This is a genomic window from Methanoculleus sp., from assembly GCF_030019085.1.
Lineage (GTDB): Archaea > Halobacteriota > Methanomicrobia > Methanomicrobiales > Methanoculleaceae > Methanoculleus.
Window position 1 is genome coordinate 122,711 of the sequence record NZ_JASEFJ010000003.1, and the last position, 14,665, is coordinate 137,375.

Below are 14,665 nucleotides of genomic sequence, written 5' to 3' on the forward strand. Positions count from 1 at the left end.
GCGAAGGGGAAATACCCCGACCAACAGATGCGAGGATGAAAGCGGAACCGTCCTAACCTCCAAGATAAGCACGTCTTGAGGAGCGCAGACATTCGCAGGAAGCCCTGCGCAAGCGAGGGGTAGTTTTACCACGATCGCAAAGAGCAAGGCGAAAGATGCTGGGAAACCCATAAAACGGATCTAAGCAGTGTTCCAAAGATGGTATGATCAACTGATCGGGTTTATCCCTGTCCCTATTGTGGTTTGATGATTGACCGTGATCAGAACGTGCCTAAACAGCGCACCTATGATCACTAGGTTTCTCGAACATTCGTTCCGAAGATGCCCCTCATCCCGATTCTCTCCAGAACTGCCTGCGTCTTCTTCTGAAGCCCCGTATACCAGATCTCCCGTTCAGTATCTTTCTGGAGATCCACTCTATGGACCCGACCAAGTTTCTTCAGCAATTCCTCAGCACTCATCTCCTTCTTCCCTTCAGTCTCCAGCATCACCCGTAACGCCGTCTTCAACCGGAGCGCAAGCGTGCAGACAAAGATAACCCCCAGAACCCTGGACTCGCGCCGGTGTCGTATCGGTGCAACCTCCTCAAACGTCTTGAGATCCCGGAACACCTTCTCGACGTAATCCTTCTCAAAGTAGATCCGAACAACATCGGCCGCAGAGAGAGATGGATCCGAGGCATACAGCAGATACTTGCCATCCAGCCGTTCAGCCTCGACTCTGGCCACATCGTTCACTTCCCAGACAAGAGATACACCCTTCTCACCGTCATCCACAGAGATCCGGAAGAATTTCCGGTATGCTTTCGGCACGATCCGGTCAACCTTCTCGATGACAGTATCCCGGCCAAGTCTGCTACAGGTTTTCTGAAGTTCAGCCAGTTCCTGCTGGATCTTGAAGATAATACCGTTTCGAGCCTCCATCTCCCGAAACCGTCGTTCAGCATTCAGGTAGACCACAACCGACCCCTTCCTCCCGAACAGCGGGGTATCGACCTTCTGCGCGTAGATATGCATACACTGGGTCGGGACCAGATGATACGGGTCCACCGGAGGTTCTGTTACAGAGAGAAGATCTCGAACCTCCTTTGTTCGTTTAGCAACACCACAGATGAGTTTCCAGCCCTCATCCTCGACACACCCGATCTCGGCGTTGCTGGTGTAGCCCCGGTCCCAGACGATCGTTCCCGGGGCAGTCATCAGGTCGTTCAACCGGATCATCAGATCCGGGACAGTGGTGATCGAGTGGAAACTCCCAGGATGAACAAAGTGTGAGATGGGGTAGGAATCAAAGAACGAAGTCATCACCGAGAGATTTAGCTGGTTTAGGTGTGTCTCATGGGTCTCACTTCCAGGCTCTATCAGAGGACACTCTGTGCCGTAAGTTGGAATTGGGGTGAGATCAAAGGCGATGGTTTCCGGGTTCTGGACAGGGAGAGGATGGAGTTGACGCCAGCGCTGGTATAGTTCCACCTCGATCGTCGGGATGTGGCTCTGGATCCGTCCTGTTTTATGGGATTGAGAACAGATGGCGTCAAGCGAACGAAGATAGGCGTCTTTTGTGAAGTCAGTTGGTTCCATTCCAAGGATGTCCGGGAGGACGGTTGAGCGCACCCATGCATCCAGTTGGGTTGCACTCTCAGGGTCAAGAATACGGTTGATCGCCCAGCTCAGCAGATACTTGCCGGGGGAAGGTCCTTCGATGTCCTCCAGACCCATGACGTAACGGTCAATTGTGTTGATGATGTTGAGCGACTCTGCAATCTGCCAGAGGAGCATGACATCTCCTGCTACCAGGCTCTGAAGTGGGTAAATGCGTTCGGGGTGCATCCGCTTGGTCTTGGGTTTTGGAACCTTCTCCTGGTCGCTCTCGACGCCGAGATACTGGATCATTTTCTGTTTTGGTCGACCGTCTTCCCATATGCTGGTAACCTCATAGAGGTAGACCTGGTTTCCACGCTTGATTCGCCGGATCCAACTCATAGTGATCAGTTGATCACTATGTGAGATAAAAGTGTCGGTTTGATTCTAAACGGCAATCAAGAATAGGAAGCAGGAGTGACGAGATCGTAAAATGGCGGACGGGACCTAGTGATCAAAATAAGTCTGTTTAGGAACGTGGCAATCAACATTATGAGATTGGGGCTGTAAACTCTGGGATGAATTACCTTGAATGCCCCGATGAGAGGATGGAGCGATGAAGCACAATCTCCTGATTATCACGCCAGATTACCCCGATTCGACAGACACGTACATCGGCGGCATCTTCATAAAGGATTTTGTCGATACGGTGAAAGATTCTTTTCACGAGATCGTTGTTGTGGCACCCGTCCTCTTTTCCGGCAGGGTCATGCCAAACGACCGATACTGCACCGACTATAACTACGATAACGTCTCAGTGTTCTACCCTCGCTGCCTCTTTATTCCACGGAGCCTTCATATCCCCGGGATCACGAACCGATTGAAGTTATCCTTTGATACAAGACCCTATATAGTAAAACGCCTGGTTAAGAAGCTTGGAAAAAGGTTTGACCTCATCCATGCCAACTTTACGTGGCCGTCGGCCTACATCGGCGTAATACTTAAGGAAGAGTTGAAGATCCCGCTCATAACAACAGTCCATGAAGACCCGGCCTGGCTTTCTGAGGAGAACGCTATGGCCCACCCCCTGATCCAGAAAGCCTGGGTAAACTCTGACGCGATACTGAGACCAAACTCCCTCGATATACCGGTGTTGAAGAACTATAACAAGAAGGTCTTCCGGGTCTCAAACGGGTTTGCAAAAATCTTCCGACCGATGGGAAGTATGGGCTGCAGGGCAACCCTTGGATTGCCGGCAGACCGGCGCATCCTTCTCTCAGTCGGGAACCTGGAGGTCATCAAAGGCCACCGTTATCTCATCTCGGCAATGCGGAATGTTGTTTCAGAGCATCCTGACCTGCTCTGTGTCATCATTGGCGGCGGACCACAACGAGGAGCGCTGGAGAAACAGATCGCCAGAGATGGTATGGCGGAACACGTGATGCTGGTGGGAAATAGACCCCGTAACGAGATCCCGCTCTGGATGAATGCCTGCGACCTGTTTGTCCTCCCCAGTTTGAACGAGAGTTTCGGGATTGTTCAGATTGAGGCCATGGCCTGCGGAAAACCTATCGTCGCAACAAACACCCCTGGAAGCAGGGAGATCATAGCCTCAGAGAAATACGGTTTACTCTGCCAACCGGGAAACCCAGAAGATCTTGCGGATAAGATCCTTGTCGGTTTGGAGAAAGATTGGAACCAGCAGGAGATCCTGCAATTTGCAGATAGTTTTTCATGGGAGAAGATAGCCGGGGACTTCCTCAGGATCTACGATACATTACTATAATGAGTCGGTGAGGAGAGTTTTGCAAGGCGTGAGGGGGTTCCAACAAATTTGGCAGATGAGATCTCAACTGTCAGGGGGTCTCCTGCTCCTGGCGCGCTGATACCGTTACCACCCCATTAAAATGCGAGGGGTGGGATTCGAACCCACGAACTCCTGCGAGAACGGATCTTAAGTCCGTCGGTTTTGGCCAGGCTTACCTACCCTCGCCCCCAGAAACGTCCATATGGTATTGAAGAGGAAGACTATTAAGCCCGCCGCCATCCTCACGTCAACCGGTGCATCACCCGTGCCAGCCGGTGCATCCCCTCAACGATCTCATCCTTTCCCACCGCCGAGAAGTTCAGCCGGATCGTCTCTTTGCCACCGCCGTCGACGTAGAACGGCACACCTGGCAGAACCGCAACACCCTCCCGCACCCCCTCGTGGAAGACATCCATCGATGAGACGCCGCGAGGCAGGGTGGCGGTCAGGAACATCCCGCCCTCCGGGGTGGTGTGCGTCATCCCAGCCGGCATCAGGTCGTCGAGTAGATCGCACATCAAGCGGCAGTGCTCCCCGTAGACCGCTGCAACCCTGCGGACGTGGGCGTCCAGGTCGTGGGTTCTCAGGTAACGATCGAGTATCATCTGGCAGAGGAAGTTTGAGTGGAGATCGGCAGCCTGTTTCGCCACGTTGAACTCACGAAGGATCGGTGCCGGGGCGTATATCCAGCCTACCCGCATCCCCGGGGCGATGATCTTTGAGAACGAGCCCGAGATCAGCGTCTGCTCGGGAAGGTAGCGTTTCACCGGCATCCGTGGCTTACCGTCGAAGAAGAGTTCCCCGAAGGCATCGTCCTCGTAGAAGATCGTTTCCGTCTCCTCAAGGATCTCCGCAATTGCCCGGCGTTTCCGGTCAGAGTATGTCGTCCCGGAGGGGTTCTGCGAGTTCGGGATGCCGTAGAAGAACCGTGGTGCGTGATCGCGGATGACCGACTCGAATGTAGCGAGGTCCGGCCCGTCCGCCTCCAGGGGAACCGCGTGAAAGACCGGTTCGTAGAACGAGAAGGCCTCGATTGCGCCGAGGTAGCCTGGGCGCTCCATCCCGACGGCATCGCCGGGATCAAGGAAGATCTTTGCGACCAGGTCAAGAGACTGCTGCGAACCGTTCACGATCTGGATCTCGTCTGCGGTTGCCGGGAGGCCGAACCTTCTGCGGTAGCGGTCGGCGATGAACTTCCGGAGCGGGAGGTATCCGTCCGTCGTGCTGTACTGGAGCGCCGTCCGTCCTTCTTCGGCGAAGACCTGGCGGGCGGCCTCCGCGATCCCCTCGACGTCGATGCAGTCCGAAGCCGGGAGACCTCCGGCAAACGATATCACGCCGGGGACGGCCGAGACCCGGAAGAGTTCACCCAGGAACGACTCCGGGACGCGTTTCATCCGAGCAGCGAACCGATAGTTCATGACAATTCCTGGACGTGCAGACAGAAAAACCCACCCGATGACCGGAAGAAGCAGCACGGCGGGCGGCGGGCTGGAAGATGGGGTATCCGGCCACGAAAGATGTTCCGGGTGACGTGCCGAGACAGGGGCGGGGGAAGTTTCGCCCCCCTCCTCGTCAGCCCTTCCCCCGGTGGTGATTCACTATGGATGTACAGTGCCAGGGAGGACAACTCTCTGACGTCTCCGTTCCCATTCCCCCACACGGCTCCCGGGGCTATCACCTTCACCGCCCGCCCCCTTGAGAGGGCGGAGGAAGGGGGCGCCAGCGGCGGGGTGGTGGGGGAGATCTTCTCTCAGGGAAGAGAGTGCCTGATTGAAACTCAGAGATAGAGTGGGGTAAACTCCCCATGGAAAGACGTTCCCGCTGACACGCAAGAGACAGGAAGACCACCCGCATGAGTATAAACTCACTGCAGCACGATGTAGGCCAGGAACGAAAGCAGGAACGCCAGGACAAGTATCATGAAACTCAGCGGTGCTATGTACGAGAGCATCGCGTTCACCGTGCTTGCAAGCTGCGAGACCCGCTGAGACCCAAAGACCGTGACCCCCTCGCACCATGCCGTCGCCGCCCCCACGCGGGCGGGCGCAAGATCAGAGACCGCCTCCAGCACCGCCTGCTCGATATAAGGGACTATCTCCTCCACAGGCACCGCGTAGCCGACCGGGTTCTTCCCGCTGACCGTGTTCACCGTGTGCGTATCCGTCGTCATGATCTCCGCATCATCCACATGCAGAAGGGCCACATCGCGCAGGCGCTCCCTGACGCCCTGTGCCACATTGTTCCCGTCGATCAGGACGTAGGCCGCCCGCGTCCCCCCAACCTCCGTCACCAGCGCCTGCACCCCGAGCGACCCGAACCCCTGCTCCCGTGTAAACGGAACCCGGATGTGTGAGACCCCCACCGCAAACTGCTCCAGGGGCAGGTCCCGCGCCGCCCTGAAACCCTCGCGGGCGGCATCGAGATACTCCGTCGCAATCCTGGTTGCCGGCAGGACAGGCGACCCAACGCCGGTCATACAGTTGTGGGCGTCGACGAACGCAACCTCTGAGAACCCGCAACGCCCCTCCGCCATGATAATCATCCCTATCGCGCAGTCAAGGTCCTCCGTTCGCTCCGGCGACCTTGTGCTCACCATCAGTAGAGCGTCCCCGAACCGCTGACAGAGGATCGAGACCGAACCCGCTGCAACCCGGATAGGACGGCTCGCTGTATCGGAGAACGAAAGCCCCTTCCGCGACTCCTCCACAGCGCGGGCAATCTTTTCGATCTCGGTCTCCGAGACCAGGTTAAAATCATGGGTGGCGCAACCGTGAGCAACCAGCGTCTCCTCCGGAAACGAGTCGTGCAGGATCCGGGGGAGATTCCCGCCACCGACATCACCCATCGGCCCGGGGTGAACGTTCGGGACGGTAAATAGGACATCCTCCGCCTCGTTGCGTGAGAAGAAGAGCGAGACCTCCGGGACGTAGACCTCCTCGCCGATCTCGCGGAAGAAGTCCTCCATCCTCTTCGAACCGTCGGTGAGGTGCGCAATGAATGTGTTGAGGAAGTTTAACCCGCTGACATGGAACCCCCGTTTCAACGGGCGCTCGATCAACCAGATCAGAAGGATGGCAACCAGCCCGAAGACCACCTGGAGCACTATAACGTAGAGGGCGAACCCCGGGTTGAAGAGCCATGCCCCGATCGCTATGCCAGCAGCACTCTGTGTGAACGCAGGAACGACCATCCGGCTCTGCCGGTAATCAGCCACGGCAACAAGGACGAGCAATCGGATGCAGAAGGTCAGCCCGAGTGCTATCGCATACAGCGTCGGAAAGAGTGAGCGCCCGGCAACCAGTGTCGGCGAAAGGCTCACGATCACCCCAAGAACCGTGCAGGCAAGTGCCAGAAGGGCCGACCGGTTCCAGGTGATCTGCCTGCCAGAGACCCGCACCAGCGGCGGCGTCAGCAGGAAAGCTACCAGCGCCGGAATCGTGAACCCCAGGGTGCCAACAGGGAAGAACCCGCTACCAGCGCGATAGGCCGCCCCGTCGATAAGGAGCCCGAGCACCACGGTGATGGCAAGCGACCGCGGCCACGATGGAGCTGAGAAGAGGTAGCGAGTGAGCCCCTCAAACCGCACATACTGACTGGACTCCATCAGGAGACACCTCCAGGTGCCGCTCTCGGAGCACAGTTTAAAGCAGACAACCCTATGTCGGCAATCTGCAGAGCGTTTCCCATATTTCAGACAGGAATCTCTCCCGGTTCACCAAAGACCTTCCGGTAGCGCGCAAGCATCCGATCCCGGTCAGGAAGGTTTGTCTGGGTGCCAGGCCGCTCAACGACAAAGGATGCAACCACCGCCCCCACACGGCAACACTCCAGCGGGGTGCAACCCATCCGGAACGCCGTGAGGAAACCTGCCCGGTAACCGTCACCGGCGCCTGTGGGGTCGAGAGCCTCCACCAGTACGGCCGGGACGTGATACTCCTCGCCGTTCATGCAGAGGGTGCTCCCCTCAACTCCACTGGTTATGACAGTCATTGGAACCGATGCAATAAGATCCTCACGTTCCAGCCCCAGCATACCGCACATCCGGTCCATCTCGTGGTTGTTTGAGAATAGGATATTGATATTTGCAAGGATTATCTCAAGTTGTTCCGGCGTGTAGCGGAGGAGATCCTGTCCCGGGTCGAACGAGGCGAACCTGCTCCTCTGCGCCACCCGAACATTAAAGTCCGGGTCAGCGGTTGCCATGTGGACAAAATCGAGGGCTGGAGCTTCAAGGCTGCTGAACGCGGTTGACGCACCCCACTCAAAGAAGGTCTCCTGGTCACCCTCATCGTCGGTGAAGACATAGGCAGTCGCCGTCCTGGTGCCCTTTATCAGAGTTATATCTTGTACGACACCGAGGCGCTGTAACCAGAGGTCGTAATCACTGCCCGGAAAGTCGTCACCGACTACGGAGACCAGCCTAGACCGCTCCCCGAGCATCGCAATCCCTGCCGCTATGTTTGCCGCTCCGCCACCGAAGTAGACAGAGTGTTCGGTTATGTAGGTTGAGTTGTGCCGCCCCGGGAGTTTCGGCACCCGGAAGAGGTGATCGATGGCGGTATGCCCGACAACTGCGATCATATCTCCTGCACTTCCACGACCTGGAGGGGCACATCGTGAAGTGCCTTCCCGACGACCGACTTTGCTATCCTGGCCGCGTGTTCTTCCGACTCCGCACGAAAGACCTTCATCTCCAGCACAAGCCCTACAAGCGCGGTACCGGCAACTACAAGCGCTGTGTTCAACTCCCCCTCGCAGAAGGGACACTCGGTCAGCCCGGCCTCGATCTCCACGAACTTTGCCGAGGGGTTAAGTCGCTTCCCCGCCTCGCTGATCGCGATGCCAACAGCATCGTCCATGGACTTGACATCCTTAATTATCCAGGCAGATTCAAGCGTAACCAAATAATCAGGCATAATCTCTCCCAAAATGTGATATTTAACCTACCAGGTCTCGCGGTGCAGGTGCTCTTCCACCGGCATCCGCTCCATCGGTTCAAGCGGCGGTCTCCCCTTGCCAACAGTGAGTAGCGCGATTGGACGGAGGTGCTGCGGGAGGTCGAGGATCTCGTGCACCTCGTCCTCCTCAAACGCCCCCGTCCAGCACGAGTGAAGGCCCAGCGCGTGGGCTGCAAGCATCATGTAGGTGCAGGCGATCGTCGCGTCCTGGACGGCGTAGAGGATCCCACGCTCCCCATAGCGCGAGATCGAGCGGACGTAGTTTGCGCAGACCACAAACACCGCCGGAGACTCCCGGACATGCGCCTGGTTGAGAGCCGCTGATGAAAGTTCCAGCCTGATATCATCGTCGGTGACGACGACAACGTCCCAGGCCTCACGGTTGCCGGCGCTCGGCGCGGTGCTTGCGCAGGCGAGGATGTAATCGATATCCTCCTCCTCAAGCGGCTGCCCATAGTACTCCCGCACCGAAGAGCGCGTTCTCAGAAAACGGAGAAACTCAGAGGAGTCCATGCTCTTTGAGTGTATCCCATGCTTCCTGGGCAGCGGTCGTTGCGGCACTGATCGCCCTGCCGATCCGCTCCGCAGCTGAGCCAAGGTCCATGCTCTCGACCAGACTGATCGCCTCGTTGAGGTGATCGATGGCCCTCTTAAACTCCTTATGTCCGGTGTCCCGCTGTGCGAACTCAAGTTCTGTGCGGATAGCCTCAAGCATCATCAGAAGCATCCGTTTTCCGCCGGGCTTCTCCTGGATCGGGAACTCTACCAGTGCCGTAGTCAGGTGTGACCCCATGATCAGTTCGGACTTTGCCCGCTCGGCAAACTGGTATGTCCTGATGGCGGTTTTAAGATCCATACCAATACTGGCACTCACAGTTATAAAAAGTATTGAAAGGAGAGATCTCAGGGCTTACCTTGACTTCTGTTTGGTTCCAAGCACCGAGACCTTTGAGCGGCGGATTGCCCGGCGGACCCGCACATCTGCCGTGGGACCGCTCACACCACGACCGCCACGGCCGCCTCGTCCACCACGACCGCCACGGGCGCCGCGCCTTGTGTCCTGTCCTTCCCTGCTCGCTCGCTTCTGGATAACCGCTGCCGACTTGAACCTCTGGTTCGGGCCGGGTTTCTTCACGGTGGCTTCACTTGCAGGGACGAGCCGGATCTGCCCCTTCACGCCCTTGACCTGAGCCCACTGAACGCTTCCTGTCTTTCCCATGATAAAACTCCTTTATATTTATGACCCGATCCGCTGATAAAAGTAACCCGCAGGATCAGGAGAGCAACCGCTCCAACTCGCGCCGGAGTGCCTCGCTGACCACTTTCCCATCGACGCTCCCGCGCAGTTCCTTCATGACCACGCCCATCAGAGGCCCGAGCGCGGCCATACCCCGCTCACGGGTGAACCCCTCGCGTTCGGCCACAACCCTGCGGACGATAGCCTCAACATCGGCCTTTGATACTGAGGGCGCAACCTTCTGTATGGCCGCGTCCACCCGCTCTTCAGGTGCCAGACTGCTCTCCTGCGGTCTTCGTGCAAGTTCTGTGAGGATCTCCGGGATCGCCTCTTTTGCGGCCCGGCCAGCCTCCACCGCCGAGAGCAAAGCCAGTATCTCGTCCCCGGTGACGTGGTCGACCTCGACGCCGTCACGTGAGAGTTCCCGGCAGGTGGCAAGGAGCGTTCGTGCAGCAAGGGTAGGCCGGACGCCGGCGGCTACGGCCCTCTCAAAGAGCGGGAGTTGCTCGGAGAACGCCACCTGGCGTGCCAGCCCTTCGTCCAGTCCAAACTCACGGACGAACCGCTCCGCCCGGTCGGTGAGGAGTTCCGGGACCGTGACACTCTCCCAGAAGGCCGGATCGATCGTAACAGGGAAGACATCGGTCTCGGGGTACATCCTGGCGGCGCCGGGGAGCGGGCGCATGTAGGCGGTGCTCCCGCCCTCAAGCATCTTCCGGGTCTCCTCGGGTACCCCCTCCATAGCCATAACGGCGCGGGTCATAACCTGCTCGATCGCACACGTGGCACGCTCCTTTCCGGCGGCCACTATGACGATACAGTCCTCATCTGCGGCGCCGAGACGTTCGCGCAACCGCGCCACCTCTTCTGCGGTTACACCGTAGGCCGGGAGTTCGTCGGTGTGGAAGATCCCGCCGACACCGCACTTCTTTGCGTAGTCGGAAAACTCGCTTCCAAGCCGTCGGTCGGGCTGGATCTCCCGGCCGACAAGCCCGGCAAACCCGCAGAGTCGGAGGGCGAGGATAGATCTCGCCTTCTTCAGGATAGAGGAGTTCGTGCCGGAGAAGAGGTCTGTCACATCTACAACGTTCGGGTCAACCCGGGCACCCCGTTCCCGCAGGGCGTCGCGGATTGAAAGAAGGTTTACCTGCCGCTCAACCTCTCGCCGCACCACCTCGGCGATGAGATCGAGATCCTGGACTCCCTTGATCTCCACCCGGGCGCCCTCCGCGATGGAGACGTTGATATCCTGTCTTATCGTCCCGAGACCGCGTTTCACCCTGCCGGTTGAGCGAAGGACCATCCCTATGTATGCCGCAACCTTCGCAACCTCTTCAGGGCTGTGCATGCAAGGGGCGGTGGTGATCTCAACGAGCGGGATCCCCAGACGGTCGAGGGAGAAGGTGTCCCCTTCCACCCGCTGCGCTGCTTCCTCTTCCAGACATATCGTCTCGACCCTGCAACCGCCGGGAAGCGCGCCGGAGAGCGCAACCAGCGCCGTTCTCTGGAACCCGCTGGTGTTTGAACCGTCGATGACGACCTTTCGCATCGTATGCACCTCCTCGACGGGGATCATGCCGAGCATCTTTGCGATCGTAAGGGTGATATCGAGCGCTTCAGGGTTCATCGGGGCGGGGGGCTCTTCGTCGTGCTCTACGAGGCAGACCGTATCGTATGTGTAGTAGCAGAACTTCCGGACGAGTCTCATCTCCTCACGCGCCGCACGGTCGATCTCGCCAAGTTCGCTCTCAGTTGCACGGAGGTAGCGCTGAAACTCGCCCGTCCGCTCAGAGACGTCCCTGAGAACCGTAGGGCAGTGGCAGAAGAGTTTCCTGGTGGTGTCGAGCTGCTGGTGGATCTCGATCCCGGCCTTGAGACCGAGGGCTTCGTAGTCCATCATGGGATCGACCTCCGCCGTATCTCGCCGGCAAGGTCGGTCTGCATTAGCCTCCTCACGCGGTCGGGGTCAGACTCGTTCCCGAGCACCCACATCAGTTTCACAAGCGCAACCTCGGGGAGCATATCCTCACCCTCTATGATCCCGGCCGCAAGGAGGTCTCTTCCGGTGTTGTAGACACGGTCGCAGACCCGGCCGTGCAGACACTGGGATGTCATGACGACGGTCGTCCCCTCCTCTATCATCTGCCGGAGTTCCGGGACGAGGTTGGTTGAGACGTGACCGAGTCCCGTCCCGGAGATGACAAGACCAGCGTAGCCCTCGAAGGCCTCGAAGACCGATGGTGGCATACCGGGGTAGAACTGGAGGAGGGCGCATCGTTCCTCGAGTTTATCCTGGAGTTCTGGCTCTTCCGTCCCCCTCCGGACCGCTTCCTCAGAGAGGCTGACGGAGAGGGATGGGTAGTCTACGTAGCCGAGCGGTTCTGTCCCAATACTCTGAAAAGCGTCGCGCCGGGAGGTATGCATCTTCCTGACCCCGGTTGCCCGGTGTATGGCACAGCGGTCGTCGTTTGTGGTAGCGTGCATCACCACCGCCACCTCACCAAGGTCGCTTGTGGCGGCGGCGGCACTGCAGAGGGCGTTCATGGCGTTATCGGAGCTTGGGCGGTCGGCCGACCGCTGTGACCCCACAAAGACGACCGGTACCGGCGTCTTCAACATAAACCTGACCGCGGCGGCCGAATAGGCCATGGTGTCGGTACCGTGGGTGACGATCACCCCTTCAACCCCGGCCCTGATCTCGTCGTATATCGCCCGGGCAAGTTTCTGCCAGAGCACCGGTTGCATATCCTCAGAGAGGATGCTTGCGATCTGGCGGTCGCGGTAGCGGGCGATCTCTCCAAGTTCGGGGATAGCGCGCAGGATGTCGCTTGCAGAGAACTGGCTCATCACAGCGCCGGTCCGGTAGTCCACCCTGCTTGCAATCGTCCCGCCGGTGGAGAGGATGGCAAGTTCGGGGAGATCGGGGTTCTGCGCGACTTTCCCGGCGGTTGCCTGTGGCCGGGGGGCGGGGCGCTCGACAAACTCGATCTTTTCAGGCGACGCTCCTATGTTGTAGCCGCTATCCAGTTTTATGACAACCATTTCGTCCCGTTCGGTGATGTAGGTGCCGGTGAGCGTGGTTTTGCCGTTCGTATACCGAACAAGGTCTCCGGCCATGAGGGTATCGATCATTCTGTAAACCTCCGTGCCTCAAGGATGAGGGTTTCAAAAGCACGCGATAATGCCATCTCTCTCTCCTCCAACCATGCTGTGTCGCCGGCCAAGGTCTCACGCTGCACGTCTATCTGGGAAGCGACGGTCTCAGACGCCGGGCCACCGATGATCCTTCTGGTTGCAACGGCGTGACGGGGGTCAAGGACGGTCTCGATCTTCTCCTGCGTGAGTCCCAGGTCCAGAACCGATATCCCGGCCGCTTCCCGTGCAGCGGCCTCAAGCGTCTCGAGGTCGAGCGAACCGTGCCTGACCGCCCGCCCAACGATCCGGTGGGCGGTCCGAAACGGGAGGCCGTAGTCCCTGACAAGGGCGTCGGCAAGGTCTGTGGCGGTGGAGAAACCTCTCCCCGCCTCCGCTGCCATACGCTCCGTGTCAAAGACTGCGGTGGCTATCATCCCGGAGAGGAGAGGGACGCTCTGCCTGGCTGCCTCAAGGCCGTGCCAGAGGTGTGGAGTCACCTCCTGGAGGTCGCGGTTGTAACTCATCGGGAGGGCCTTTGTGATCGTGATCGCCGCTGTAAGCGAACCCGCGACCGTTCCGGCCTTCGCTCGCATGATCTCGGCGACGTCCGGGTTCTTCTTCTGGGGCATGATCGATGAGGAGGAACAGTAGGCGTCGTCAAGCCGGACGAATCCAAAGAACGAGGTGCTCCAGAGGACGAGATCCTCGCATAGCCGGCTTACCGTCGTCATGCAGGTGGCGGCGTCGGCGAGAACCTCGATCACGAAGTCGCGGGAGGCGACAGCGTCCATGCTGTTTGGCGCAGGGCGCGAGAACCCCAGGAGTCTGGCGGTGTATTCGCGGTCAAGGGGATAACCGGTCGAGGCGAACGCCGCCGAACCGAGCGGCGAGACGTCCAGGCGGACATACGCCTCCCGGAGCCTGGCGGTGTCCCTGGAGAAACTCTGTTCGTAGCCGAGGAGGTGGTGGGCGAGGGTGGTGGGCTGGGCGTGCTGGAGGTGGGTGAAACCCGGCATCACGCTCTCCCTGTGAGCGGCGGCAAGATCGAGCAGAGTTCGCCGCAGGTCGGTGAGAGAGTGTATGAGGCCCAGGACCTCCTCTTTGAGACGGATCCTTATGCAGGTGGCGACCTCGTCGTTTCGCGACCGGCCGATGTGAAGACGCCCGCCTACCTCCTCACCAAGGCGCTCGAGGAGACAGGCCTCTTTACCGGCGTGGACGTCTTCGAACCGTTCGCTGAACGCCTCCGGTGGGAGACCGTGGTCATAGAAATCCAGGAGCGCTGCCATCAGCGCACACGCGGGGGCATCCTCGATGATCCCCTGTCGCCGCAACCCCAGGAGGTGCGCCATATCCACGAGGAGGTCTGCTCTTGCTATCCAGCGGTCGGCGTCCATCGATGCAAGGAAGTGCTCGATATCGTGCGACCGTTCACCTGCAAGACGCCCCTCTCGAATCTGATCCGTCCGCATCCTATCAACAGTCCTGTCTGTAGCGTTTGGTTACGCTAAAAGATTAAGACCACGTTTCTGCTGTCAGGGTCGTGCAAGGCCATCGAGCCAGTGACCTCGAGTTGTGTGCCGGCCCCCCGGGTCTGGCGAACCTCTTCCGGGACGGATTTGAGGGGTGTGGGTGGGGAGGGGAGATGTGCGATCAAGACAGAGGGGTGGTGAGAAAGTTTCACGGGGGGGGCGCCTTGTGGCATGCATGGACAGGGGAGGGGGAGGGTTCCGCCCCCCCCATCAGCCCTACCCTATGAGGGGTGATTCACCACGGTTACAATACCAGGGAGGACAACTCTGGCGTCAACTTTTGTTTCCTGTCGCGTGCACGACCCGCCAGGCCTATCGCCACTCACTGCCCGTCCCCCGGGAAGGGGGGCGGGAGGAGGCGCGAAAGCGGCCTGGAGGTGGGGGTGGTCGACCTGCGAGAAAAGAGAGTGTCC

Annotated in this window: 12 protein-coding genes and 1 tRNA gene; 1 reads left to right on the top strand and 12 read right to left on the bottom strand. The window is 59.0% G+C overall.

What is annotated here, in order from left to right:
* Positions 1 to 293: 293 nt before the first annotated feature.
* Positions 294 to 1,982 (bottom strand): IS1634 family transposase, encoded by a 1,689-nt coding sequence (locus QMC91_RS02740; RefSeq protein ID WP_300234998.1) that lies wholly within the window; start codon positions 1,980 to 1,982, stop codon positions 294 to 296.
* 214 nt (positions 1,983 to 2,196) lie between these two features.
* Here QMC91_RS02740 and QMC91_RS02745 point away from each other — a divergent pair, with 214 nt between their 5' ends.
* Positions 2,197 to 3,366, top strand: coding sequence for a glycosyltransferase (locus tag QMC91_RS02745; RefSeq protein WP_300235001.1), 1,170 nt, complete (start codon positions 2,197 to 2,199; stop codon positions 3,364 to 3,366).
* A gap of 122 nt (positions 3,367 to 3,488) precedes the next feature.
* Here QMC91_RS02745 and QMC91_RS02750 read toward each other — a convergent pair.
* The 11 genes from QMC91_RS02750 to argH all read right to left on the bottom strand — a co-directional run bounded on the left by QMC91_RS02750 (position 3,489) and on the right by argH (position 14,192).
* Positions 3,489 to 3,573 (bottom strand) — tRNA-Leu (locus tag QMC91_RS02750).
* 56 nt (positions 3,574 to 3,629) lie between these two features.
* Positions 3,630 to 4,808 carry a PLP-dependent aminotransferase family protein gene (locus QMC91_RS02755; RefSeq protein ID WP_300235004.1) on the bottom strand — a complete coding sequence of 393 codons (1,179 nt, stop codon included), beginning with the start codon at positions 4,806 to 4,808 and terminating at the stop codon, positions 3,630 to 3,632.
* Between the two features lie 446 nt (positions 4,809 to 5,254).
* Positions 5,255 to 6,994, bottom strand: a complete 1,740-nt coding sequence (locus QMC91_RS02760; protein WP_300235007.1) for a DUF2070 family protein — start codon at positions 6,992 to 6,994, stop codon at positions 5,255 to 5,257.
* 86 nt (positions 6,995 to 7,080) lie between these two features.
* Positions 7,081 to 7,971, bottom strand: a complete 891-nt coding sequence (locus QMC91_RS02765; RefSeq protein WP_300235010.1) for a carbohydrate kinase family protein — start codon at positions 7,969 to 7,971, stop codon at positions 7,081 to 7,083.
* On the bottom strand, positions 7,968 to 8,306 hold the full coding sequence (locus tag QMC91_RS02770) for a DUF555 domain-containing protein (RefSeq protein WP_300235013.1): 339 nt from the start codon (positions 8,304 to 8,306) through the stop codon (positions 7,968 to 7,970). Before QMC91_RS02770 ends, QMC91_RS02765 begins: the two co-directional genes overlap by 4 nt.
* A 27-nt stretch (positions 8,307 to 8,333) precedes the next feature.
* Positions 8,334 to 8,861 (bottom strand): nitroreductase family protein, encoded by a 528-nt coding sequence (locus QMC91_RS02775; protein ID WP_300235015.1) that lies wholly within the window; start codon positions 8,859 to 8,861, stop codon positions 8,334 to 8,336.
* Positions 8,848 to 9,204: a hypothetical protein gene (locus tag QMC91_RS02780; protein WP_300235017.1), complete on the bottom strand. Its 357-nt coding sequence runs from the start codon at positions 9,202 to 9,204 to the stop codon at positions 8,848 to 8,850. The genes QMC91_RS02775 and QMC91_RS02780 overlap by 14 nt, the downstream gene beginning before the upstream one ends.
* 54 nt (positions 9,205 to 9,258) lie before the next feature.
* Complete coding sequence (locus QMC91_RS02785; protein WP_300235019.1) at positions 9,259 to 9,567, bottom strand: DUF5350 domain-containing protein; 309 nt, start codon at positions 9,565 to 9,567, stop codon at positions 9,259 to 9,261.
* 55 nt (positions 9,568 to 9,622) lie between these two features.
* A complete protein-coding gene (gatE, locus tag QMC91_RS02790; protein ID WP_300235186.1) occupies positions 9,623 to 11,482 on the bottom strand; it encodes a Glu-tRNA(Gln) amidotransferase subunit GatE in 1,860 nt (619 codons plus the stop codon).
* Positions 11,482 to 12,717 carry a Glu-tRNA(Gln) amidotransferase subunit GatD gene (gene gatD, locus QMC91_RS02795; protein WP_300235022.1) on the bottom strand — a complete coding sequence of 412 codons (1,236 nt, stop codon included), beginning with the start codon at positions 12,715 to 12,717 and terminating at the stop codon, positions 11,482 to 11,484. Before gatD ends, gatE begins: the two co-directional genes overlap by 1 nt.
* Positions 12,714 to 14,192 (bottom strand): argininosuccinate lyase, encoded by a 1,479-nt coding sequence (gene argH, locus QMC91_RS02800; RefSeq protein ID WP_300235025.1) that lies wholly within the window; start codon positions 14,190 to 14,192, stop codon positions 12,714 to 12,716. Before argH ends, gatD begins: the two co-directional genes overlap by 4 nt.
* Positions 14,193 to 14,665: the final 473 nt, after the last annotated feature.